At 62.7% G+C, this 24,280-nt stretch carries 22 protein-coding genes and 2 tRNA genes; 20 read left to right on the top strand and 4 right to left on the bottom strand.

Annotation, left to right across the window (positions count from 1 at the left end; all coding sequences use genetic code 11):
• Window positions 1-59 precede the first annotated feature (59 nt).
• The 13 genes from pstS (at window position 60) to ACSQ8Y_RS13820 (ending at window position 14,061) form a co-directional block, all read left to right on the top strand.
• Window positions 60-1,097: a phosphate ABC transporter substrate-binding protein PstS gene (gene pstS / locus ACSQ8Y_RS13880; RefSeq protein WP_436269821.1), complete on the top strand. Its 1,038-nt coding sequence runs from the start codon at window positions 60-62 to the stop codon at window positions 1,095-1,097.
• Window positions 1,098-1,258: 161 nt separating this feature from the next.
• Complete coding sequence (gene pstC, locus ACSQ8Y_RS13875) at window positions 1,259-2,227, top strand: phosphate ABC transporter permease subunit PstC (protein ID WP_436267051.1); 969 nt, start codon at window positions 1,259-1,261, stop codon at window positions 2,225-2,227.
• Window positions 2,224-3,087, top strand: a complete 864-nt coding sequence (gene pstA, locus ACSQ8Y_RS13870) for a phosphate ABC transporter permease PstA (RefSeq protein ID WP_436267050.1) — start codon at window positions 2,224-2,226, stop codon at window positions 3,085-3,087. Before pstC ends, pstA begins: the two co-directional genes overlap by 4 nt.
• Window positions 3,088-3,126: 39 nt before the next feature.
• Window positions 3,127-3,918: a phosphate ABC transporter ATP-binding protein PstB gene (gene pstB, locus ACSQ8Y_RS13865; RefSeq protein WP_436267049.1), complete on the top strand. Its 792-nt coding sequence runs from the start codon at window positions 3,127-3,129 to the stop codon at window positions 3,916-3,918.
• A 25-nt stretch (window positions 3,919-3,943) separates the two neighbouring features.
• Window positions 3,944-4,648, top strand: a complete 705-nt coding sequence (gene phoU / locus ACSQ8Y_RS13860) for a phosphate signaling complex protein PhoU (RefSeq protein ID WP_436267048.1) — start codon at window positions 3,944-3,946, stop codon at window positions 4,646-4,648.
• A gap of 6 nt (window positions 4,649-4,654) precedes the next feature.
• Entirely contained in the window at window positions 4,655-5,344 is a 690-nt protein-coding gene (gene phoB, locus ACSQ8Y_RS13855) for a phosphate regulon transcriptional regulator PhoB (protein WP_436267047.1), read from the top strand.
• Between the two features lies 1 nt (window position 5,345).
• Window positions 5,346-6,623: a phosphate regulon sensor histidine kinase PhoR gene (gene phoR, locus ACSQ8Y_RS13850; protein ID WP_436267046.1), complete on the top strand. Its 1,278-nt coding sequence runs from the start codon at window positions 5,346-5,348 to the stop codon at window positions 6,621-6,623.
• Between the two features lie 279 nt (window positions 6,624-6,902).
• On the top strand, window positions 6,903-7,853 hold the full coding sequence (locus ACSQ8Y_RS13845) for a patatin-like phospholipase family protein (protein WP_436267045.1): 951 nt from the start codon (window positions 6,903-6,905) through the stop codon (window positions 7,851-7,853).
• 42 nt (window positions 7,854-7,895) lie between these two features.
• Window positions 7,896-8,300: a heme-binding protein gene (locus tag ACSQ8Y_RS13840; protein ID WP_436267044.1), complete on the top strand. Its 405-nt coding sequence runs from the start codon at window positions 7,896-7,898 to the stop codon at window positions 8,298-8,300.
• A gap of 339 nt (window positions 8,301-8,639) precedes the next feature.
• Window positions 8,640-9,800 (top strand): glutamine-hydrolyzing carbamoyl-phosphate synthase small subunit, encoded by a 1,161-nt coding sequence (gene carA / locus ACSQ8Y_RS13835; protein ID WP_436267043.1) that lies wholly within the window; start codon window positions 8,640-8,642, stop codon window positions 9,798-9,800.
• A 4-nt stretch (window positions 9,801-9,804) separates the two neighbouring features.
• Window positions 9,805-13,035 (top strand): carbamoyl-phosphate synthase large subunit, encoded by a 3,231-nt coding sequence (gene carB, locus ACSQ8Y_RS13830; RefSeq protein WP_436267042.1) that lies wholly within the window; start codon window positions 9,805-9,807, stop codon window positions 13,033-13,035.
• 97 nt (window positions 13,036-13,132) lie between these two features.
• Window positions 13,133-13,609, top strand: coding sequence for a transcription elongation factor GreA (gene greA / locus ACSQ8Y_RS13825; RefSeq protein ID WP_436267041.1), 477 nt, complete (start codon window positions 13,133-13,135; stop codon window positions 13,607-13,609).
• A gap of 11 nt (window positions 13,610-13,620) precedes the next feature.
• On the top strand, window positions 13,621-14,061 hold the full coding sequence (locus ACSQ8Y_RS13820) for a DUF4149 domain-containing protein (RefSeq protein WP_436267040.1): 441 nt from the start codon (window positions 13,621-13,623) through the stop codon (window positions 14,059-14,061).
• Window positions 14,062-14,175: 114 nt separating this feature from the next.
• Here ACSQ8Y_RS13820 and ACSQ8Y_RS13815 read toward each other — a convergent pair whose 3' ends face one another.
• Window positions 14,176-14,643, bottom strand: a complete 468-nt coding sequence (locus tag ACSQ8Y_RS13815; protein ID WP_436267039.1) for a YhbY family RNA-binding protein — start codon at window positions 14,641-14,643, stop codon at window positions 14,176-14,178.
• Window positions 14,644-14,686: 43 nt separating this feature from the next.
• Between ACSQ8Y_RS13815 and ACSQ8Y_RS13810 the strand changes: the two genes are divergently transcribed.
• The 6 genes from ACSQ8Y_RS13810 (at window position 14,687) to ACSQ8Y_RS13785 (ending at window position 20,020) form a co-directional block, all read left to right on the top strand.
• Entirely contained in the window at window positions 14,687-15,355 is a 669-nt protein-coding gene (locus ACSQ8Y_RS13810; RefSeq protein ID WP_436267038.1) for an RlmE family RNA methyltransferase, read from the top strand.
• A gap of 187 nt (window positions 15,356-15,542) precedes the next feature.
• Window positions 15,543-17,429, top strand: coding sequence for an ATP-dependent zinc metalloprotease FtsH (ftsH, locus tag ACSQ8Y_RS13805; protein WP_436267037.1), 1,887 nt, complete (start codon window positions 15,543-15,545; stop codon window positions 17,427-17,429).
• Between the two features lie 84 nt (window positions 17,430-17,513).
• Window positions 17,514-18,347 carry a dihydropteroate synthase gene (gene folP / locus ACSQ8Y_RS13800; RefSeq protein WP_436267036.1) on the top strand — a complete coding sequence of 278 codons (834 nt, stop codon included), beginning with the start codon at window positions 17,514-17,516 and terminating at the stop codon, window positions 18,345-18,347.
• 17 nt (window positions 18,348-18,364) lie between these two features.
• Window positions 18,365-19,714: a phosphoglucosamine mutase gene (gene glmM, locus ACSQ8Y_RS13795; RefSeq protein ID WP_436267035.1), complete on the top strand. Its 1,350-nt coding sequence runs from the start codon at window positions 18,365-18,367 to the stop codon at window positions 19,712-19,714.
• 71 nt (window positions 19,715-19,785) lie between these two features.
• Window positions 19,786-19,862, top strand: a tRNA-Pro gene (locus ACSQ8Y_RS13790).
• Window positions 19,863-19,943: 81 nt separating this feature from the next.
• Window positions 19,944-20,020 (top strand) — tRNA-Arg (locus ACSQ8Y_RS13785).
• Window positions 20,021-20,774: 754 nt separating this feature from the next.
• Here the strand turns inward: ACSQ8Y_RS13785 and ACSQ8Y_RS13780 are convergent.
• From ACSQ8Y_RS13780 to ACSQ8Y_RS13770, 3 genes are all read right to left on the bottom strand, one after another.
• Window positions 20,775-21,416 carry a substrate-binding periplasmic protein gene (locus tag ACSQ8Y_RS13780; protein WP_436267034.1) on the bottom strand — a complete coding sequence of 214 codons (642 nt, stop codon included), beginning with the start codon at window positions 21,414-21,416 and terminating at the stop codon, window positions 20,775-20,777.
• A 147-nt stretch (window positions 21,417-21,563) separates the two neighbouring features.
• A complete protein-coding gene (locus tag ACSQ8Y_RS13775; RefSeq protein ID WP_436269820.1) occupies window positions 21,564-22,610 on the bottom strand; it encodes a type II asparaginase in 1,047 nt (348 codons plus the stop codon).
• Between the two features lie 110 nt (window positions 22,611-22,720).
• A complete protein-coding gene (locus ACSQ8Y_RS13770; protein WP_436267033.1) occupies window positions 22,721-23,257 on the bottom strand; it encodes an FxDxF family PEP-CTERM protein in 537 nt (178 codons plus the stop codon).
• A 631-nt stretch (window positions 23,258-23,888) separates the two neighbouring features.
• Between ACSQ8Y_RS13770 and ACSQ8Y_RS13765 the strand changes: the two genes are divergently transcribed.
• Window positions 23,889-24,050, top strand: coding sequence for a hypothetical protein (locus ACSQ8Y_RS13765; protein ID WP_436267032.1), 162 nt, complete (start codon window positions 23,889-23,891; stop codon window positions 24,048-24,050).
• Window positions 24,051-24,280 lie beyond the last annotated feature (230 nt).

Below are 24,280 nucleotides of genomic sequence, written 5' to 3'. Positions count from 1 at the left end.
CGCTTGATAGACTGCGCAGCATTCAAACCGTCACAACCCCTAAGGACATTGATATGCGTATGAAACAGTTGTTCACCTCCCTGGTTATCGGCGCTACCGCTGCCGTCGCCTTCTCCACCGCCTCCGCTGCGGACATGACCGGCGCAGGCGCAACTTTCCCTTACCCGATCTACGCCAAATGGGCGGAAGCGTACAAGGCGGCGACCGGCAACGGCCTGAACTACCAGTCCGTGGGTTCCGGCGCCGGCGTGAAACAGATCAAAGCCAAGACCGTCGACTTCGGCGCCACCGACAGCCCGCTGAAAGGCGAAGAGCTGGACGCGGAAGGTCTGGTCCAGTTCCCGGCCATCATGGGCGGCGTGGTGCCCGTGGTGAACCTGGACGGCGTGGCGCCCGGCGCGATGAAGCTGACGGGCGCCGTCATCGGCGACATCTTCCTGGGCAAGATCACCAAGTGGAATGCGGCTGAAATCGTGGCGCTGAACCCTGGCATCAAACTGCCGGCCGATGAAATCACCGTGGTGCACCGCGCCGACGGTTCGGGCACGTCCTTCCTGTGGACCGACTACCTGTCGAAAACCAACCCCGAGTTCAAGACCAAGATCGGCGCCGGCACGGCCGTGAAGTGGGCCGTGGGCGTGGGCGGCAAGGGCAACGAAGGCGTGGCCGCCAACGTGCAGCGCATCAAGGGCGCCATCGGTTACGTGGAATGGGCTTTCGCCAAGAAGAACAAGATCGCCCACACCCAGCTGAAAAACAAGGACGGCCAGTTCGTCCAGCCTGACGACGACAACTTCAAGGCCGCCGCAGCCGCCGCCGAGTGGACCAAGACCCCGGGCTTCGGCGTGGTGCTGACCGACCAGGCCGGCAAAGCCTCCTGGCCTATCACCGGCGTGTCCTTCATCCTGATGCACAAGACCCAGGCCGACGCGGCCAAGGGCAAGGAAGTCGTGAAGTTCTTCGACTGGGCCTTCAAGAACGGCGGCGCCGCCGCAGCCGAACTGGACTACGTGCCACTGCCGGCTTCGGTTGTGAAGCTGGTGCAGGACTCGTGGAAAGCCAACCTGAAGGATGCTTCGGGCAAGGCGGTCTACTAAGCTGAACTGGCCCCCTCCATGCAGAGGGGGCTAGCCGGGGACGCTGGGCGGCGGGCGATATTCGCTTGCCGCTGCGGCGCACCCGGCTAGCCCACATCCAGAACAAGACAACCATGAGCGCTGAAATCACCTCCCCGCCGATCACCTTGTCGGAGCCCGCTATGACAGAACTGTCCCAAGCCGCCATGCTCTCGACCATGCGCAAGCAGCGCATCCAGGACTTCATCTTCCACAAAGTCACGATGACCTTCTCCCTGTCGGTACTGCTGGTACTGGTGGGGATTATCGTTTCGCTGGTGCTGGGCGCCATGCCGGCGCTGCAGCACTTCGGCCCGGCCTTCATCAGCACCGTCGAGTGGGATCCGGTCAACGACCAGTACGGCGCGCTGATCGCCATCGTCGGCACCCTGGCCACGGCCGGCATCGCGCTGCTGATTGCCTTTCCGGTCAGCTTCGGCATCGCGCTGTTCCTGACCGAGATCTGCCCGGTCTGGCTGCGCCGCCCGCTGGGCACGGCGGTCGAGCTGCTGGCCGGCGTCCCCTCCATCATCTACGGCATGTGGGGCTTGTTCGTGTTCGCGCCGCTGTTCGGCGACCACGTCCAGCCCTTGCTGAAAGCGACGCTAGGCCAGTTACCCATCATCGGCGCCTTCTTCAGCGGCCCGACCATGGGCATCGGCATCCTGACGGCCGGCCTGATCCTGGCGGTGATGATCATCCCCTTCATCTCCTCGGTGATGCGCGACGTGTTCGAGATCGTGCCTGCCGTGCTGAAGGAATCGGCCTACGGCCTGGGCTGCACCAAGTGGGAAGTGGTGCGCAAAGTGGTGCTGCCCTACACCAAGACCGGCGTGGTCGGCGGCGTGATGCTGGGCCTGGGCCGCGCGCTGGGCGAAACCATGGCGGTCACCTTCGTGATCGGCAACGCCAACAAGCTGTCCTGGTCGCTGTTCGCCGCCGGCAACTCCATCGCCTCCACCCTGGCCAATGAATTCGCCGAGGCGGAAAGCCAGCTGCACGTATCCTCGCTGTACGCGCTGGCGCTCATCCTGTTCGTGATTACCCTGATCGTCCTGTCCGCCGCCAAGCTGATGCTGGCCGGCATGTCCCGCAAGGAAGGTGTGAAATGAGTCAAGCTACTCCGATGAACGCGGTCTACCGCAAGCGCCTGATGGTGCACCGGGTCGGCATCGCGCTGTCCGTGGCGGCGATGTCGGTCGGCCTGATCGTGCTGCTGTGGATACTGGCCACCCTGCTGATCAACGGCTTCTCCGCCTTGACATGGGACATGTTCACGCAAACCACCCCGGCGCCCGGCAGCGAAGGCGGCGGCCTGATGAACGCCATCGTCGGCAGCCTGATGATGGTCGGCATCGCCACCCTGATCTCGACGCCGGTCGGCATCCTGGCCGGCATCTACCTGGCCGAGTACGGCGAGGAGAACAAGGTGGCCCAGGTGACGCGCTTCGTCACCGACATCATGCTGTCGGCGCCGTCCATCGTGATCGGCCTGTTCGTCTACGCCCTGTATGTGGCCAACGTCAAGCACTTCTCCGGCTACGCCGGCTCCATCGCCCTGTCGCTGATCGCCGTGCCGGTGGTGGTGCGCACCACCGACAACATGCTGCGCCTGGTGCCCAACAGCCTGCTCGAAGCGGCCTTCGCGCTCGGCGCGCCGCGCTGGAAAGTGGCGATGATGGTGCGCCTGCGCGCCGTCAAGGCCGGCGTGGTGACCGGCGTGCTGCTGGCCGTGGCCCGCATCTCCGGCGAAACCGCGCCGCTGCTGTTTACCGCGCTGAACAACCAGTTCTTCAGCGCCGACATGAACAAGCCGATGGCCAACCTGCCTTATGTGATCTACCAGTTCGCCATGAGCCCGTATGACAACTGGCGCTCGCTGGCCTGGGGCGGGGCGCTGCTGGTGACCTTCAGCGTGCTGTTCCTGAACATCCTGTCGCGCACGGTGTTCTCGCAAAAAGCCCCGAACTAATCATACGAATCGTACGACTACTACGAAGACAAACTTCAGATGAATACGCAAATGAGCAACGAGATCAAAGCCGGCAAGCGCAAGACCATCGAAATTTCGGGCCTGAACTTTTTCTACGGTAAAACGCAAAGCTTGCACAACGTCAACCTGGACGTGCACGAGAAACAGGTGACCGCCTTCATCGGTCCGTCCGGCTGCGGCAAGTCGACCTTGCTGCGCACCCTGAACCGCATGTACGACCTGTATCCGGGCCAGCGCGCCGAAGGTTCCATCATGTACCGCGGCCGCAACATCCTGGAACCGGGCCAGGACGTGAACATGCTGCGCGCCAAGGTCGGCATGGTGTTCCAGAAACCGACCCCGTTCCCGATGTCGATCTACGACAACATCGCCTTCGGCGTGCGCCTGTACGAGGACCTGTCCAAGGGGGAGATGGACGAGCGCGTCGAATGGGCGCTGAAGAAGGCCGCGCTGTGGGGCGAGGTCAAGGACAAGCTGGGCAAGAGCGGCCTGTCGCTGTCCGGCGGCCAGCAGCAGCGCCTGTGCATCGCGCGCGGCGTGGCGGTCAAGCCCGACGTGCTGCTGCTCGACGAACCGACTTCGGCGCTGGACCCGATCTCGACGTCGAAAGTGGAGGAGTTGATCAGCGAACTGAAGCAGGACTACACGATCGCCATCGTCACCCACAACATGCAGCAGGCGGCGCGCTGCTCCGACTACACCGCCTATATGTATCTGGGCGAGCTGGTTGAATTCGGCGAAACCGACCAGATCTTCATGAATCCGGCCCGCAAGGAAACCCAGGACTACATCACCGGCCGCTTCGGCTAAGCCTGGTGAAGAAAGAGAGAATAATATGATGGGCGAACATTCATCCAAGAAGTACGACGAAGAACTCGAAGCGATCCGCTCCAAGGTGCTGCTGATGGGCGGCATCGTCGAAACGCAATTCCTCGACGCCATGACCTGCTTCCGGATCGGCAACCTGGAGCGCGCCGACCGCGTGATCCGCGAGGACGACACCGTCAACCAGCTCGAAGTGAGCCTGGACGACGCCTGCAGCCACCTGATCGTGCGCCGCCAGCCGACCGCCAACGACTTGCGCACCGTGATGGCCACCATCAAGGTGATCACCGACCTCGAGCGCATCGGCGACGAATCGACCAAGATAGCGCGCACCGCGAAAAGCCTGCACAGCCGCGGCGCGGCGACCGTCAACCATTACGAGATGGTGCGCAGCATCGCCAACGCCACCAGCGACATGCTGCACGACGCGCTGGACGCCTTCGCCCGCAACGACGGCAAGCAGGCCTTGCAGCTGATCGCGCAGGACGCCGTGATCGACCACGAGTTCCGCTCCATCATGCGCAACCTGATCACCTTCATGATGGAAGATCCGCGTACAATCTCGGCCGCGCTGGACACCTTGTGGGTGGCCAAGGCGATCGAGCGCATCGGCGACCATGCCAAGAATATCGCCGAATACGTGATTTACGTGGTGGAGGGCAGGGACATCCGCCACACCAAGACCGTGCCGCTGCCGGACGATCTTCCAGAATAGAGCACCATGGCATCTGATAAAACGACTGTACTGATCGTGGAGGACGAACCGGCGATCGTCGAGCTGGTGACGTTTTCGCTGCGCGACGCGGGCTGGAACGTCTGCTCGGTGGCGACCGTGGGCGAGGCCTGGGAATTCATCACGCGGCGCACGCCGCAGCTCTTGCTGCTGGACTGGATGCTGCCCGACCAGACCGGCTTGCGCCTGCTGTCGCGCATCCGCTCCGACCGCCAGTTCCAGGACATCCCCGTCATCATGCTGACCGCCAAGAGCATGGAGGAGGACAAGCTGGCCGGCCTGAACAGCGGCGCCGACGACTACATCACCAAGCCGTTCTCGCCGCGCGAACTGCTGGCGCGCGCCAAGGCGCTGTTGCGGCGCAAGAGCCCGGAGCACGCGCAGGCCGCGATGAACGTGGGCGGCGTGACCCTGGACCCGGTCAGCTGCACGGTGCTGATGCACGAGCAGAAGATCGACATCGGCCACGCCGAGTACAAGCTGCTGAAGTTCTTCATGGCCCACCCCGAGCGGGTATTCTCGCGCAGCCAGCTGCTCGACAAGGTGTGGGGCGACCACGTGGTGATCGAGGAGCGCACGGTGGACGTGCACGTGCTGCGCCTGCGCAAGGCGCTGAAAGAGGCCGAGCATTTGATCAAGACGGTGCGCAGCGTCGGCTATATGCTGTCCGAAAAATAATATGAATCCAAGACTGGTGTTCTGGGTGCCGGCGGCGCTGCGCATGGGCTTGATCCTGGCGGGCGTGGCCGTCCTGTGGTGGCTGTTCGGCGCCAAGCCGGCGCTGATAGCCGCCTTCATCCTGATGGCGGTGCTGGTGTTCGTCCAGCTTAACTATCTGTACCAGCTGAGCGACTGGCTGGACGATCCGCAAAGCGCCAAGCTGCCCGACGGCTGGGGCGCGTGGACCGGCATCTTTTCGCGCCTGTACCGGCTGCGCCGCGACGACGAGAAGAACCAGGCCGAGCTGACCGAATGGCTGGCGCGCTTCCGCCAGGCCATGCATTTGCTGCCGGACGGCGTGGTCATCATGGACGACGTGCTGTTCCTGGAGTGGTGCAATCCGGCGGCCGAAGCCCACCTCGGGCTGCGCAACGAGCGCGACAAGGGCATGCGCGTGACCAATCTGATCCGCAGTCCCGAGTTCATGGACTACATCATCCTGGGGCGCTACGAGCAGCCGCTGACGTTGACCTTCCGCGAGCGCAAGCTGATCGTGCACATCATCCCGTTCGAGAACCGGCGCCAGATCCTGGTGACGCACGACGTGACGGAGACCGAGCGCACCGAGATGATGCGGCGCGACTTCATCGCCAACGCCTCGCACGAACTGCGCACGCCGCTGACGGTGATCGTCGGCTTCCTGGAGATCGCCGCCTCGGAAGAGCTGGACCCGGCCACCCGCATGGCGCACCTGAAGCTGATGACCGAGCAGGGCCACCGCATGCAGCACCTGATCGAGGACATGCTGACCTTGTCGCGGCTGGAATCGGTCGACCACCCGATGCGGCCCGAGAAAATCGACACGCGCCGCTTGCTCGAGCAGGTATTGCGCGACGCGCGCGCGCTGTCGGCGGGCAAGCACGAGATCACGCTGGAGATGGAGGAAGTTGACGTGCTGGGCAACTACGACGAGTTGCACAGCGCCTTCGGCAATCTGGCCTCGAACGCGGTGCGCTACACGCCGGCCGGCGGCACCATCCGGCTGGGCTGGAGCGGCAGCGCCAAGGGCGCCAAGTTCGTGGTCGAGGACAGCGGCATCGGCATCAGCCCGGAGCACATTTCGCGGCTGACCGAGCGTTTCTACCGGGTCGACAAAAGCCGCTCGCGCGAGACCCAGGGCACGGGCCTGGGCCTGGCCATCGTCAAGCACGTGCTGCTGCGCCATGGCGGCACGCTGGCTATCAAGTCCGAAGCCGGGCTAGGCAGCAGCTTCACCGTCTGCCTGCCCAAAGCCTAATCCTACTACCTGGGGTCAGGCCTGCAAACGTGCATTTATAGTGCATAGCCTGGCACTCGGATGCCGGAAATGCACGAATGCAGGCCTGACCCCAGGGGTAGTCTCCAGCACTGGCTTGATTCCAAAGTTTCGAGCTAGGGAATTTTGCACGAATGCAGGCCTGACCCCAGCCTGGGGTCAGGCCTGCATTCGTGCGATGTTTTAAGGCAATGAGATCGGTTTGCGTTACAATCTGCCCGCTTTAACCGTGCAGATTGTGATTACATGTCTTTGAAACGAATGCTTGCCTCCGCCCTGGCTGCCGCCGCGCTGGCGGGGTGCTCTACCGTCGTCCCCGTGGCGCCGCCTGTGCTGCCGGCCGCGCCGGCCGCCAGCGTGCTCGCGCCTGCCGTCACCGCCGAGAATCCACTGGCGCCGTCGGTAGCGGCCGCCCCGCAACGCAAAATCAAGATCGGCCTGGCCCTGGGCGGCGGCGCGGCGCGCGGCTTCGCGCATATCGGCGTCATCAAGGCGCTCGAGGCGCAGGGCATCTTCCCGGACGTGATCGTCGGCACCAGCGCCGGCAGCGTGGTGGGCGCGCTGTATGCGGCCGGCAATTCGGGCGCCACCTTGCAGAAAATGGCGCATGAAATGGACGAGGCCGCCATTTCGGACTGGGCCATGCCCTTGTTCGGCAAGTCGTCCGGCGTGCTCAAGGGCGAGGCGCTGCAGGCCTATGTCAACAAGGCGGTGCACAACCGTCCCATGGAAAAGCTGAAAATCCCCTTCGGCGCCGTGGCCGCAGACCTGAAAAACGGACAGCCCATGCTGTTCCAGCGCGGCAATACCGGCATGGCGGTGCGTGCCAGCTCGTCCGTGCCCGGCGTGTTCCAGCCGGTGGTGATCGGCAGCCACACCTATGTGGACGGCGGCCTGGTGGCCCCGGTGCCGGTGCGTTTCGCGCGCGAAATGGGCGCCGATTTCATCATCGCCGTCAATATCTCGACCCAGACCGACTCGCAGGCCGCCATCAGCTCGCTGGAGGTGATACTGCAGACCTTCAGCATCATGGGCCAGCGCATCAACCAGTTCGAGCTGAAAGATGCGGACATCGTGATCCAGCCGCCGCTGGGCCGCATGGCCGGCAACGATTTCGGCAACCGCGCCAAGGCGATCCAGGCCGGCGAAAGGGCCACCAACGCCATCATGGCGCAGTTGAAGCAGAAACTGAAAGCCATGCGCGAGCAATAAGCTTGCTTTACAATCGCACCCTTAACAAATTCAGGATGTCCCATGCTTACCAAACCAGTTCTGTCCCACGATGATGTGAAGAAAATCGCCGCCGCCGCTGAAGCCGAGGCCGTCGCCAACAAATGGGCGGTATCGATCGCCATCGTGGACGATGGCGGCCACCTGCTGTGGTTCCAGCGCCTGGACGGCACCGCGCCGATCTCGTCGCATATCGCCCCGAGCAAGGCGCGCGTGGCCGCGCTGGGCCGCCGCGAGTCGAAAGTGTATGAGGAAATGATCAACAACGGCCGCGTCTCCTTCCTGAGCGCGCCTGAAATGCCGGGCATGCTCGAGGGCGGCGTGCCCATCATCGTGGACGGCCACGTGGTCGGCGCGGTCGGCGTGTCGGGCGTGAAGTCGAACGAAGATGCGCAGGTCGCCAAGGTAGGCATCGCCGCGCTGGGCTAAGCGGGCGGGTCCCGGCCGGGCAGGGCGCCGGCCCACGGGGCGCCGCACGTCCGGCCCGGGGTCGGGCTCGATCCAAGGCCGGCCTGAGGTCGCCCCCCCCCAGGACAGCGCCGGGCCGCCGCGCGTTCCGGGCGGGCGCAGAAATTGCTCCCCGGACTCGCTGCCGGCATTGTGAAATGGCGATCTTTGGGTTATAATTCAAAGGTTTAGCCAATCTCACATCTGCCGTAGCGACTACCACTCACCCATCATCAATCTGACCTTCCACCCGGCCCACAGCCAGGTTTTTGTCGGTCGTCTGACGTGGCGCAGCTACGGTAACTTTATCAGGAGTTGCCCTTGCCGCCATTTTTTTCTGGCCCTGCCGTCCCCGCCATCCTGGCCCTTGCTGACGGAACTATTTTCAAAGGTATTTCCATCGGCGCCGTCGGTCACACGACGGGCGAAGTGGTGTTCAATACCTCCATGACCGGTTATCAGGAAATCCTGACCGACCCCAGCTATTGCCGCCAGATCGTCACGCTGACGTACCCGCACATCGGCAACACCGGCGTCAATCCTGAAGACGTCGAATCGACCAAAGTCCACGCTGCAGGCCTCATCATCCGCGACCTGCCGCTGCTGGCTTCCAATTTCCGCTCCACCCAGTCGCTGTCCGACTACCTGAAGGCCGAGAACATCGTCGCCATCGCCGGCATCGACACCCGCAAGCTGACGCGCATCCTGCGCGAAAAAGGCGCGCAGGGCGGCGCCATCCTGACCGGCACGCAGGGCAAGGAACCGTCGGTCGAGCAAGCGCTGGAACTGGCCCGCTCCTTCCCCGGCCTGTCCGGCATGGACCTGGCCAAAGTGGTCACGGTGAAAGCCAGCTACGAGTGGACCGAAGCCGAATGGACGCTGGGCGAAGGCTACGCCAAGCTCGAGGATCCAAAATTCCACGTGGTCGCCTACGACTTCGGCGTCAAGCGCAACATCCTGCGCATGCTGACCTCGCGCGGCTGCAAAGTGACCGTGGTGCCGGCCCAGACCAGCGCCGAGGAAGTGCTGGCGCTGAAGCCGGACGGCGTGTTCCTGTCGAACGGCCCCGGCGACCCTGAGCCGTGCGACTACGCGATCGCCGCGACCCGCGTGTTCATGGAAAAGCGCCTGCCGGTGTTCGGCATCTGCCTCGGCCACCAGATCATGGCGCTCGCTTCGGGCGCCAAGACGCTGAAGATGAAGTTCGGCCACCACGGCGCCAACCACCCGGTGCAGGACCTGGACAGCAAGCAAGTGCTGATCACGTCGCAGAACCACGGTTTCGCCGTCGACGCCGACACCTTGCCGGCCAACTGCCGCGTCACCCACAAATCGCTGTTCGACGGTTCGCTGCAGGGCTTCGCCCGCACCGACGTGCCGGCCTTCTGCTTCCAGGGCCACCCTGAAGCATCGCCCGGCCCGACCGACGTCGCCTACCTGTTTGACCGCTTCATCACCATGATGGCTGCGGTGGAGAAATAATAAGATGCCAAAACGTACAGACATTAAAAGTATTCTGATCATCGGCGCCGGCCCCATCATCATCGGCCAGGCCTGCGAGTTCGACTATTCCGGCGCCCAGGCCTGCAAGGCCCTGCGCGAGGAAGGCTACAAAGTCATCCTGGTCAACAGCAATCCGGCCACCATCATGACCGACCCGGAAATGGCCGATGTGACCTACATCGAGCCGATCACCTGGCAGGTCGTCGAGCGCATCATCGCCAAGGAAAAGCCGGACGCGATCCTGCCGACCATGGGCGGCCAGACCGCGCTGAACTGCGCGCTGGACCTGCACCGGCACGGCGTGCTGGACAAGTACAAGGTCGAGCTGATCGGCGCCACCCCGGAAGCCATCGACAAGGCCGAGGACCGCTCCAAGTTCAAGGACGCAATGACCAAGATCGGCCTCGGTTCGGCCAAGTCGGGCGTGTCGCACACCATGGAAGAATCGTGGGCCGTGCAGCGCACGCTGGGCTTCCCGGTCATCATCCGCCCGTCGTTCACCATGGGCGGCACCGGCGGCGGCATCGCCTACAACGAAGAAGAATTCGAAACCATCTGCAAGCGCGGCCTGGAAGCGTCGCCGACCTCCGAACTGCTGATCGAAGAATCGCTGATCGGCTGGAAAGAGTATGAGATGGAAGTGGTGCGCGACAAGGCGGACAACTGCATCATCATCTGCTCGATCGAAAACCTGGACCCGATGGGCGTGCACACCGGCGACTCGATCACCGTGGCCCCGGCGCAGACGCTGACCGACAAGGAATACCAGATCATGCGCAACGCCTCGCTGGCGGTGCTGCGTGAAATCGGCGTCGACACCGGCGGCTCGAACGTGCAGTTCTCGATCAACCCGGCCGACGGCCGCATGATCGTCATCGAAATGAACCCGCGCGTATCGCGTTCCTCGGCGCTGGCCTCGAAAGCGACCGGCTTCCCGATCGCCAAGGTGGCGGCCAAGCTGGCCGTCGGCTTCACGCTGGACGAGCTGCGCAACGAGATCACCGGCGGCGCAACCCCGGCCTCGTTCGAACCGTCGATCGACTACGTGGTCACCAAGATCCCGCGCTTCACGTTCGAGAAGTTCCCGACCGCCGACCACCACCTGACCACGCAGATGAAATCCGTCGGCGAAGTGATGGCCATCGGCCGCAACTTCCAGGAGTCGTTCCAGAAAGCCTTGCGCGGCCTGGAAGTGGGCGTGGACGGCATGAACGAGAAAACCCGCGACCGCGAGAAGATCGAGGAAGAGCTGGGCGAGCCCGGTCCTGAACGCATCTGGTACGTGGGCGACGCCTTCGCCCAGGGCTTCACCTTGGAAGAGGTGCACGCGCTGACGCACATCGACCCGTGGTTCCTGATCCAGATCAAGGAGATCGTCGACCTGGAACTGTGGCTCGACACCCAGAAGCTGGACAACCTCGACAAGACCGTGCTGTACAAGCTGAAACAGAAGGGCTTCTCGGACCGCCGCCTGGGCTTCCTGCTGCAGACCACCGACACCGCCGTGCGCAACAAGCGCCACGAGCTGAACATCCGTCCGGTCTACAAGCGCGTCGACACCTGCGCCGCCGAGTTCTCGACCGACACCGCGTATATGTACTCGACCTACGACGAGGAATGCGAGTCCAAGCCGACCGACAAGAAGAAGATCATGGTGCTGGGCGGCGGTCCTAACCGCATCGGCCAGGGTATCGAGTTCGACTACTGCTGCGTGCACGCCGCGCTGGCGATGCGCGAAGACGGCTACGAGACCATCATGGTCAACTGCAACCCTGAAACCGTGTCGACCGACTACGACACCTCGGACCGCCTGTACTTCGAGTCGCTGACGCTGGAAGACGTGCTGGAAATCGTGGCGCTGGAAAAACCGGTGGGCGTGATCGTGCAGTACGGCGGCCAGACCCCGCTGAAGCTGGCGCTGGACCTGGAGGCGAACGGCGTGCCCATCATCGGCACCTCGCCGGACATGATCGACGCCGCCGAAGACCGCGAGCGTTTCCAGAAGCTGCTGCAGGACCTGGGCCTGCGCCAGCCGCCTAACCGCACCGCGCGCACCGAGGAAGAAGCACTGCGCCTGGCGCAGGAAATCGGCTACCCGCTGGTGGTGCGTCCTTCCTACGTGCTGGGCGGCCGCGCGATGGAAATCGTGCACGAACAGCGCGACCTGGAGCGCTACATGCGCGAAGCGGTCAAGGTGTCGCACGACTCGCCGGTTCTGCTGGACCGCTTCCTGAACGACGCCATCGAGTGCGACGTGGACTGCATCTCCGACGGCGCTACCACCTTCATCGGCGGCGTGATGGAGCACATCGAGCAAGCCGGCGTGCACTCGGGCGATTCGGCCTGCTCGCTGCCGCCTTACTCGCTGTCGCAGGACACCATCGACGAACTGAAGCGCCAGACTGCGCTGATGGCCAAGGGCCTGAACGTGGTCGGCCTGATGAATGTGCAGTTCGCGATCCAGAAGCAGGAGGTTGAAGGTGAACTGAAAGACGTCGTCTTCGTGCTGGAAGTGAATCCGCGCGCCTCGCGCACCGTGCCGTTCGTGTCGAAGGCGACCGGCCTGCAACTGGCCAAGATCGCCGCGCGCTGCATGGTCGGCCAGAGCCTGGAATCGCAGGGCGTAACCACCGAAGTGGTGCCGCCTTACTTCAGCGTCAAGGAAGCCGTGTTCCCGTTCGTGAAATTCCCTGGCGTGGACACCATCCTCGGCCCCGAGATGAAATCGACCGGCGAAGTGATGGGCGTGGGCATGACCTTCCCGGAAGCGTTCGTCAAGTCGCAGCTGGGCGCCGGCATCAACCTGCCGAAGTCGGGCCGCGTGTTCCTGTCGGTGAAAGCCTCGGACAAGCCGCGCGCTGTGAAAGTGGCGCGCGACCTGGTCGACGCCGGCTTCACGCTGGTGGCCACCAAGGGCACGGCCGCGGTGATCTCGGCGGCGGGCATCCCCGTCACCCCGGTCAACAAGATGGTCGAGGGCCGTCCGCACGTGGTCGACATGATCAAGAACCACGAGATCGTGCTGGTCATCAACACGGTGGAAGAGAAGCGCAGCGCCATCACCGATTCGCGCGCCATCCGCACCTCCTCGCTGGCGGCCCGCGTGACGACGTACACGACGATTGCCGGCGCGGAAGCGGCGGTGGCCGGCATCCGTCATTTGGACGAGTTGCGTGTGTACGATTTACAAGGCCTGCATAAAACCTTACACTAAGCTCCTTTAAGCGGTAAGCCTTCAAAAGCCGCTGACACAGAGCCCGCGCCGATGCATGGCGCGGGCTCTGTGCTTTTCGTAACCAAGAGAGACAATTATGACTTCAGTTCCATTAACCAAATTCGGCGCAGAACTCCTGAAAACGGAGTTGCACCAGTTGAAGACCAAGGAGCGCCGCATGGTGATCGACGCGATCGCCGAAGCGCGTTCGCACGGCGACCTGTCCGAAAACGCCGAGTACGACGCCGCCAAGGAGCGCCAGGCGTTCGTCGAAGGCCGCATCGCGGAACTGGAAGGCAAACTGAGCGCTGCGCAGATCATCGATCCGACCCAGCTGGACGCCGAAGGCCGCGTGGTGTTCGCCTCCACCGTGGACCTGGAAGACCTCGAGTCCGGCGCAAAAGTGACCTACCAGATCGTCGGCCTGGATGAAGCCGACCTGAAACTGAGCAAAGTGTCGGTGACCTCGCCGATCGCCCGCGCGCTGATCGGCAAGTCGGCCGGCGACGTGGTCGAAGTGCAGGCGCCGTCCGGCCCGCGCGAATACGAGATCCTGGAAGTGCGCTACGTCTGATGGCCGATTTCATGCCCAAAGTGCGCCTGCTGGTCGCCGCCCTGTGGGCCGGCAGCCTGTGGGCGGTGGGCTACCTGGTGGCGCCGACCCTGTTCGCGACGCTGAGCGACCGCGTGCTGGCGGGCACCATTGCCGGCAGCCTGTTCCACGCGGTGGCACTGCTGTCGCTGGGCTGCGGCATGGCCATGATGCTGCTGCTGTGGCGCGCCACGCCCGGCTGGGACGGCAAGCGCCGCCGCACCGTGCTGGCGATCATCGTGCTGATGGTGATGTGTACGGTGGTGAGCCATTTCGGCCTGCAGCCGATGATGGCGGAACTGCGCGCCGCTGCCGGTCCGGCGGGCGTGATGGCATCGGCGGCGAAGAGCCGCTTTGGCATGCTGCATGGAATGTCGAGCGGCATCTATCTGGTCCAGAGCCTGCTGGCAGGCTGGCTGGTCCTGAAGCAATGACGGCGGCGCCGGTGTGGCGGGTTACGCGGCTTCGCCGCTAACCCGCCCTACATCGCGCTGCCGATGAATCGTAGGGCGGGTTAGGCGCACCGCGCCGTAACCCGCCAGAGCCGATCAACCCAGCGCGGACTTCTTGGTGCTCTTCTGGCGTACCTTGGCACGCTTGATGGTGCCGCCTTCGGTAACGCGCTCATTCCCCTTCAGCACAACCTTGCTAACGGACGGCTTCTTGGTGCCGCTGGCGCTAGGTTTGACGATGGTGACGGTGCGCATGCCCTTGCCGGACTTGCCGCTGCGTTCCTTTTCCACTTCCTTTTTCGGGCGGTACAGGACCAGCAGTTTGCCGATGTGCTGCACCGGGGCGGCGCCCAGTTGCTCGCAAATGGTGTCGTACATGCCGGCGCGGGCTTCGCGGTCGTCGCCGAAGACGCGGACCTTGATCAGGCCATGCGAGTCCAGACCCAGGTCGATTTCCTTGATGACGGCAGGCGTCAAGCCCGCTTCGCCTATCATGACGACAGGTTTCAGGCCATGGGCCTCGGCGCGCAGGGCGGCGCGTTCAACGGGAGTGAGTTTGATCATAATATTTTTTTCGGTGGTTCTCTAAAGGCAGTATTCTACGCGAATGAAGAAGAAGAAATTAAACAAAAACTGGTTGCATGACCATATTAACGATCCTTACGTGAAAGCGGCCCAGAAAGATGGCTACCGCGCCCGCGCCGCTTACAAGCTCAAGGAAATCGACGAGGACGAACACCTGGTCAAACCAGGGCAGGTGATCGTCGACCTGGGCAGCACGCCCGGCAGCTGGGGGCAGTACGTCCGGCGCAAGCTGGCCGGCAAGGAGGGCGGCGGCATCAACGGCACCATGATAGGCCTGGACATGCTGCCGATGGAGCCGATCGCCGACGTCCACTTCATCCTGGGCGACTTCCGGGAACTTGAAACCCTGGAGCAGCTGGGATCGGTGTTGCAGGGGCGCAAATGCGACCTGGTGCTGTCGGACATGGCGCCCAACTTGTCGGGCATCGCCTCGGCGGACGCCGCGCGCATGGAGGATTTGATCGACCTGGCCATCGAATTCTCGCAATTGCACCTGAAACCGGGCGGCGCGCTGCTGGTCAAGTGCTTTAAAGATATGGGTTTCAACGCGGTCTACGACAAATTCCGCGCCGAATTCAAGACCGTGACGCAGAAAAAACCGAAAGCGAGCCGCGACAAATCGTCCGAAATTTTCCTGCTCGGGCGAGGTTTGAAGAATCCGGTCGAAAATAAGTCCAATCCCATAGTGTAAAGCCTCTTGATATTTCCCCTTGCGGCCGCAAATCCGGCGGTGAGGGGCGGATCTGCGCCTCCTCGCGGCAGGTGCACGCCGGATTTGTGCACCGTACAGGGCAGGTTTATGGCACGGGCGGCGCTATTGCGAGTAAAATCGGATTTCGCTATCGGTCAAAGATGCGCCCAGCATCCAAGGAGTTTTCGTGAATAACATGTTTTCCAAATCAGCCATTTGGGTCGTCGTTGCCCTGCTATTATTCATGCTGTTTAAGCAATTCGAGAATCATGGCTCGGCCGCCGGTTCGAAGGCGATTGCTTATTCCGATCTGCTGGATGAAGTCAAAGCCAAGCGCGTGAAGGAAGTGGTGATCGAAGGCACGACCATCAACGCCACCCGCGTCGACGACAGTAAAGTACGCACCACCTCCACCTATCTGGACCGCGGCCTGATCGGCGATCTGCGCGACAACGGCGTGCGTTTCGACGTGAAGCCGCCCGAGGAGCCATCGTTCCTGCAGCAGGTGTTCGTGTCCTGGTTCCCGATGCTGCTGCTGATCGGCGTGTGGATCTTCTTCATGCGCCAGATGCAGGGCGGCGGCAAGGGCGGCGCTTTCTCCTTCGGCAAGTCGAAGGCGCGCATGCTCGATGAAACCAACAACACCGTCACCTTCGGCGACGTCGCCGGCTGCGACGAAGCGAAAGAGGAAGTCACCGAGATCGTCGACTTCCTGAAAGACCCCACCAAATTCCAGAAACTGGGCGGCCGCATTCCACGCGGCGTGCTGATGGTCGGTCCTCCGGGCACTGGTAAAACCCTGCTGGCGCGCGCCATCGCAGGCGAAGCCAAGGTGCCGTTCTTCTCGATCTCCGGTTCGGACTTCGTTGAAATGTTCGTCGGCGTGGGCGCGTCCCGCGTGCGCGACATGTTCGAGAACGCCAAGAAGCATTCGCCTTGCATCATCTTCATCGACGAAATCGACGCCGTCGGCCGCCATCGCGGCGCCGGCATGGGCGGCGGCAACGATGAACGCGAACAGACCTTGAACCAGCTGCTGGTCGAGATGGACGGTTTCGAAGCGAGTTCCGGCGTCATCGTCGTGGCCGCCACCAACCGTGCCGACGTGCTCGACAAGGCGCTGCTGCGTCCGGGCCGTTTCGACCGCCAGGTCTCGGTGGGCCTGCCGGACATCCGCGGCCGCGAACAGATCCTGAACGTGCACATGCGCAAGGTGCCGATCGGCACCGACGTCAAGGCCGACATCCTGGCGCGCGGCACCCCCGGCTTCTCGGGCGCCGACCTGGCCAACCTGGTCAACGAAGCCGCGCTGTTCGCCGCGCGCCGCAACAAGCGCCTGGTCGACATGCAGGACTTCGAGGACGCGAAAGACAAGATCTTCATGGGCCCGGAACGCAAGTCCATGATCATCCGCGAGGAAGAGCGCCGCAACACCGCCTACCACGAGAGTGGCCACGCGGTGGTCGCCAAGCTGCTGCCGAAGGCCGATCCGGTCCACAAAGTGACCATCATGCCGCGCGGCTGGGCCCTGGGCCTGACCTGGCAGCTGCCAGAGCATGACAACATCTCCGGCTACAAGGACAAGATGCTGGAAGAGATTTCCATCCTGTTCGGCGGCCGCATCGCCGAGGAGATCTTCGTCGGCCAGATGTCGACCGGCGCCTCGAACGACTTCTCGCGCGCCACCAAGCTGGCCCGCTCGATGGTGACCCGCTTCGGCATGTCCGACGCGCTGGGCGTGATGGTCTACGAGGACACCCAGAACGAAGGCTTCATGGGCGGCACCAACAAGACCATCTCGGAAGCGACGCAGCAGAAGGTGGATGCGGAAATCCGCAACATCCTGGACTCGCAGTACGCGCTGGCCCGCAAGCTGCTGGAAGACAACCGCGACAAGGTCGAAGTGATGACGAAGACGCTGCTGGAATGGGAAACCATCGACGCGGACCAGATCAACGACATCATGGCCGGCCTGGAGCCGCGTCCGCCGAAAGCCGGCGTGACGCTGCGCAAACAGCCTAGCAGCGGCGACGGCCCCGGCGCCACGCCGAGCAGCGCCACCGCACCGGCCTGAACGCCGGGCGGCACATCAGCATACGGAAAGGGTGAGGAGCGATCCTCGCCCTTTTTGCATTTTCAACCACGCTCTTTAGTTTCCATGCGACACACCATACCGTTCGGCCGTTTCAACCTCCCGCTGCACCCGGCGGGCGCTCTCGTCATGGGCATCCTCAACGTCACCCCCGACTCCTTCTCCGACGGCGGCCAGCACCAGACGCTGGAATTCGCGCTGGCGCACGCCGAGCAGATGATGGAGCAGGGCGTGGACATCATCGACATCGGCGGCGAATCGAGCCGCCCCGGCGCACCGGCCGTATCGCGGGAAGACGAGCTGCGGCGCGTGATGCCGGTAGTCTACGCGCTGCGCGACTGCGGCAAGGCGATCTCGGTCGACACCTATAAACCTGCCGTCATGCGCGAAGCGGTGCTGGCCGGCGTCGACATGATCAACGACATCAACGGCTTCCGCGCCCCGGGCGCGATAGCTGCCGTGCGCGACAGCGACTGCGCCTTGTGTATTATGCACATGCGCGGCGACCCGGCCACCATGCAGCGGCAGCCCGAGTACGGCGACGTGGTACGCGAAGTGGCCGGTTTCCTGCGCGAACGCATAGACGCGCTGCTAGCCGCAGGCATCGAACGGCATCGCATCTGGATCGATCCGGGATTTGGCTTTGGTAAGACAGTCGAGCATAATTATGCTTTGATCAAGTCCGGCCGCCAACTGGTGGAAGAGCTCGGCGTACCGCTGCTGGCGGGTGTGTCGCGCAAGTCCATGATAGGCGCGGTGACGGGCAAGCCGGTCGAACAGCGCATGGCCGGCAGCATAGGCGGCGCGCTGGCGGCGGTGGCGCACGGCGCGAAAATAGTCAGGGTGCACGACGTGGCGGAAACCGTCGATGCACTGAAAGTATGGCAAGCGGCAAACTAACGATAAAGAGAACAGATATGGCACGCAAATATTTTGGTACCGATGGCGTACGCGGCTTGGTCGGCGTGGCGCCCATCACCCCGGACTTCGTGATGCGCCTGGGCTATGCCGCAGGCAAAGTGCTGGTTAAAAACACGGGCGGCTCGGTGCGCTCGACCGTGCTGATCGGCAAGGACACCCGGATTTCCGGCTATATGCTGGAAGCGGCGCTGGAAGCCGGTTTTGCGGCGGCAGGCGTGGACGTGATGCTGGCCGGCCCGATGCCTACCCCGGCCATCGCCTACCTGACGCGCGCGCTGCGCCTGCAGGCCGGCGTCGTGATTTCCGCCTCGCACAATCCCTACCAGGACAACGGCATCAAGTTCTTCTCCGACCAGGGCGCCAAGCTGCCGGACGCGGTGGAACTGGACATCGAAGCCCAGCTGGAACTGCCGATGGAATGCGTGGCGCCCGACAAGCTCGGCCGCGCCAAGCGCCTGGACGACGCCCAGGGCCGCTACATCGAGTTCTGCAAGAGCACCTTCCCCAATGCGCTGGACCTGCGCGGCCTGAAAATCGTGGTCGACTGCGCCCACGGCGCCGCCTACAACATCGCGCCGCACGTGTTCCATGAACTGGGCGCGGAAGTGATCCCCATCGGCAACAAGCCGTCCGGCTACAACATCAACGACGGCTTCGGCGCGACCGCGCCTGCCGCCATGGCCGCCGCCGTGGTCGAGCACGGCGCCGACCTCGGCATCGCGCTCGACGGCGACGCGGACCGCCTCATCATGTGCGACGCCAAGGGCCGCCTCTACAACGGCGACGAGCTGTTGTACGTGATGGTGATGGACCGCTGCGCCACCGGCCCGGTGGCCGGCGCCGTCGGCACCCTGATGACGAATATGGCGCTGGAAGTCGCTTTCAAGCACAAGAATATCCCGTTTGCGCGCGCCAAGGTGGGCGACCGCTACGTGCTGGAAGTGATGCAGGAGCGCGGCTGGCTGCTGGGCGGCGAGGGTTCCGGCCACCTGCTGGCCCTGGACAAGCACACCACCGGCGATGGCATCGTGTCCGCATTGCAAGTGTTGTCGGCGCTGAAACGCAGCGGCACCTCGCTGGAGCAGTGCGCGGCCGAGCTGGTGCTGTTCCCGCAGACCTTGATCAATGTGCGCGTGCCGGCCGGTTTCGACTGGCAGAAGAACCCCGCCATGGTGGCCGAGAAGGAAGCCGTCGAGCGCGAACTGGGCGAGACCGGCCGCGTGCTGATACGCGCATCGGGCACCGAACCGCTGATACGCGTGATGGTCGAGGCGCGCGACGCCGACGCCGCACTCAATTGCGCGCGCCGCATCGCCGACAAGGTGGATGCCAAGCTGGCTGCTTAATTCGTAATCAGGTGAAACTTTTCTCCCGCTGCATTGACGGCATAGGGGGCTAGCACCTATAATACGTTCATCGGAGTGTAGCGCAGCCCGGTAGCGCACCTGGTTTGGGACCAGGGGGTCCAAGGTTCGAATCCTTGTACTCCGACCAAGAACTTTTAAACGGGTTGTCGAAAGACAGCCCGTTTTTCATTTCCGCGGACGAATAATCCGCCGGCATAAAACACCATGACTGCCCATAGCTCAGTTGGATAGAGCATCAGCCTTCTAAGCTGAGGGTCGCAGGTTCGATTCCTGCTGGGCAGGCCAGAAAATTCCATTAAATTCAGCATCCACGCGGCCGTTTTGATCCGCGTCGTCGTAGTACTGCTGTATTCGTGCTTTTGCTGCGCCGAGATATCTCGCCGATAAGCTCGATATTCCTTCACGATCATCCATTGCCGCGATTTCATTGCCGCTATTCCATTATCTGAATGCGCCGAGGAGTGTAACTACCATATACGTCGGCGGCATACCCGCTGCATTGGAGCAGAGTAATATCCGCCAAGCGTCATTGCAGTTGTTCACTGAATAGCAGCCGTATGCGTTCCGGTCAAGGCAGGCCACCTGATGTATTGAGCTATCCCTGGAATATCCAGGCAGTCCATAGTCCAGGCGCTTGCGCAGGTGCAGGGGCCAGATTGCAACTCATTTCAATTCAGCTCTTGACGTTGTCATTGTAAAGCAAAGTTCATACTGCTCAGGCGTATCCGGAAATGGCGATCCGCGGTAAAAAGCCTGGAAAAACTCCGCATCGGCAAACTGCTGCGCAGGCTGGAATCTATGCGCGGCAGGAGAGGGTGCGACGCACAGGTTCCCGCATGCGTGGCACTCGCCGATGCGGCATGACGGGTTTTCGAGAGCCTCTAATAATGTGCCGCAGGCCAGACTGGGCTCCTTGCATTTCCCGGCATTCAAGGTGCCGGGTATGCTGGCGGGACGCAGCTATGCCAAAATTTGGTGTGATTAAGCCAACATTTGGCTTGAACTGGCCGTGCATGGACAGGGCCGGGCGCTGGGGAAACTAATTGCCGGCGGGGCGGAAGCGGGACAGTATGGCCTGGATATCGCCGCGCCCCTTGATCGCCTGGATCGCGCGATCCACTTCGGCCAACGATAATTTCCCATGCGGCGGCAGGGCGCAGTAGGTGTCAAAGGATGTTATTTTGTAGGAGCGCGGGTTCAGGTGCTTGCGCTCGGGATGGACTTTGCGCTGGTAGTCGAAATACAGCGAATTGGTGAGCAGATATTCAAAGCGGCGGGTCAGCAATTTATTCAGGTTGATTTCGTCGGTCAACGCTTCGTCACGCAGGAATTGTTTTCCAAGCGCATATTCAACTTCCTGGTAGCGATAGCCCAATATGGTGCCGACGCGTCGATCGGCCAGCGCGGCTATGTGCGGCAAGGGATAGGTGTCGTCCCGGCTTGCAACTATCATATTATTGGCAAAAATGGACGCGGTCCAATGCCAGTCTTTGCGGTCCAGCCATTCTGGCCTTAAATCGCACACCAGATCCGCCTGGCCTCCGATTAACGCAGCTTCGACGCGCTTGCGGGGAAAGGACAGATAACGCGGGGTGACATTTAATTCACGCGCCAAGGCGTCGCCGAATTCCTTCAGCAAGCCGCCGGTCAATACGCCATTGCGGAACTCCGTCATCGGCATGGCGCTGCCAGTGGAGACGGCGAATACAATCTCGCCCGCGCCGCAGGGCAAGGCCAACAGACAGTATAGTAATAGTACGGATACGGATCTCATATAAAAAAAGGCCTTCCCGCGAGGAAAGGCCTTGTGTCGCTAAGCAGCCTTCTCTTAGTAATTGTAGAACATGCGCTGGATATCTTTGCTGTTATTGGTCTTGGTCAGCGCCAGCATCAGCAGGATGCGGGCTTTCTGCGGGTTCAGCGTATCCGACACCACGAAATCCAGTTCATCGTCATTGGCTTCGCCGTTGCGCGCCACGATACCCTGGCCGACGCGGCTGGAGCGCACGATCAGCGTGCCGTTCTTGCGCGCGTTGCTCAGGGCAGGCTTCACCTTGGCAGCCAGGCTGCCGTCGCCGGTGCCGGCATGGATGATGCCTTTGGCGCCTGCCGCCACGAAGGCGTCCAGCGCGACCGGGTTCATATTGGCGTAGCCGTAGACGATGTCAACTTGCGGCAGTGCGTTCAGGCCGCTGATGTCGAACTCGGTGTCGGCCGTATGCTTGCGGGTCGACACGTGGTAGAAGTAGGGTTTGCCGCCCTGGATGTAGCCCATCATGCCCAGATCCAGCGTCTTGAAGGCGTCCGGGGTGGAGGTGTTGGTCTTGCTGACGTCGCGCGCGCCATGGATCTGGTCGCCCATCGCGACCATCACGCCCTTGCCGGCGGCGCCGGGGTCGGCCGCCAGCAGCACGGCGTTGTACAGGTTGATCGGACCGTCGGCCGACATGGCGGTCGATGGGCGCATGGCGCCGACCAGCACGACCGGCTTGCGGCTCTTGACGACCAGGTTCAGGAAGTAGGCGGTCTCTTCCAGGGTGTCGGTGCCGTGCGTGATGACGATGCCGTCCACATTGCTCTGGGCCAGCAGCGTGTTGACGCGCTTGCCCAAGGCCAGCCAATGGTCGTTGGTCATGCTTTCGCTGGCGATCTGGAATACTTGCTCGCCGCTGACGTTGGCCACTTTGGACAGTTCGGGAACGGCCTTGATCAGTTGCTGTACGCCAACCGTGGCGGCCGTGTAGCCGATGGTGGTGGTGGACGAGGCGCCGCTACCGGCGATGGTGCCGCCGGTGGCGAGGATGGACACGTTGGCGAGCTTGGCTTTCTGGGCCGCGTCCTGGGCTTGCACCTGGGACGCGGTGATGATGAACATACTTAATACAGCGGCCGTGAACCGGACCGTCTTGTGTTGCAGCATTTTTTTCTCTCCTTTTGGGTAACGAGCGCCGATGGTAACAAATTCGGCAACAAGTTGCCTGTCTTTCAGGATTTCGTGCGCCGCCCCACAAAAGCCAGCATGCCCATGCCGGCTAGCAACATTCCATACGTGGCTGGTTCCGGCACCGGCGCCAGGTTCAGCGTGGCGGCATAGGAACCGCCCGTGTTGAGCAAGGTGGTGGCGCCGCTGATCAGGATGCCGTAGTTGCCCGGCGCCAACGAGGCGTAGGGGTAGTACAGGCCGCCGTCGCCCAGTTCGGCCGTGGTCGCCAGCAGCGTGCGGCTGCTGTCGACGTTGGTGCGGAAGAGGGTGAGGCTGGTGAAGGTGTAGTTGGCAGGGCGGACGGCGCCGCTGCCGGTGGCGCCGACGATGGCGGTGCCGGTGGCGATCAGCGGGTCTTCGCCGTCGATGGTGAACACGAATTCGTCGGTGTAGCTGCCCGGCGTGTCGTGCAGGGCGCCGAAGTAGGTATTGCCCTGGCCATCGAAGGTCAGCACGTCGGCGTGGGCGGCGGTGCCGGCGAGCACGCCGGCGGATAGCAGCAGGGCGGTGATCGCCTTGCCGAGGACGGCATTGTTCATAGGACTCTCCTTGTGCGGGTGGGAAATCAAGCAAGTTTTGTCGTTTGATAACCCTGCCAATGTAGCAGCCGGCCAAGCCGGGATAATTCAACAATGTAATGTGCGCAGTCCGGGCATCGCTCCGGCATCGCCATCCGTATCGGACCCTGAGCGATTCGACGCTGCACGCGCGCGCTGAGCTCCAGCCCGCTGCACGTGCTGGCCAGCCCGGACTATCTTGCGCATCACGGCACGCCGCGCGCGACCGACGACCTGCAGCGGCACGGCCAGTCACCGTCATACACAGTCCTCACAACGTATCGGCTGCTTCTCGAATTCCTCCAGAATAAGCTGGAAACCGGGCCTGTAAGAATTGGCAGCGGCCCTTATAGCACCTAGTCCTACAGGGTTTTGACCTGGCTCAAGGAATCGGTGCGCAAAGTGTGCGTTAACGTACGGTCTATCCCCGCACGCAGGCATAAGATGACATTGCGTGATCGATGCAAGGCGCCGCGAGGATCGCAGCGCAAACGCTCCTCCGCAGGTTGGCCGGCCGCCTCGAGTACCGGCACCAATTTCACGTAGCGAGCCTGTCGGAAACAGCTTGTAACAGCATCCACTGGCTCTGTTGATTGCACATACGGAGGCTATCATGACCAACGCAAATCACCCATCCAAGTATGTGGTGCGGGAATATCTGGAACGCCGCTCGCAGGATATCAAGCCGCCTCCGACGCCGGAGGAAATCCGCCGCCAGCTCGGGTGGGGTCTGTTGATGTTCGACCAGAAGATGAACGCAGGCGGGAGGTCATGACAGGTCGCCGTATCGTATAGCGCCATGTGCCTATAGCGCCATGTGCCGCACCATCAGCAAGGGTTCACGCCGCAAGGCCTGAACCCTTTTCTTTTCAGTCCACTCCCCGCCGCCGCACCGCCGTTCGCTGAAAGCGGCGTCATTCACCGACGCCGGACCGCTGTTCGCCGAAACGCTGTATCGCCGGCCGCGCTTCCCGGGTATCGTCGCATCCATACCAACACAGGGAG

The organism is Pseudoduganella sp. LjRoot289 (genome assembly GCF_964252925.1).
In the GTDB taxonomy this organism is placed as follows: Bacteria; Pseudomonadota; Gammaproteobacteria; order Burkholderiales; family Burkholderiaceae_D; genus Rugamonas.
Note: the sequence above shows the minus strand (reverse complement) of the source record. Positions and strands in the feature narration are given on the sequence as shown.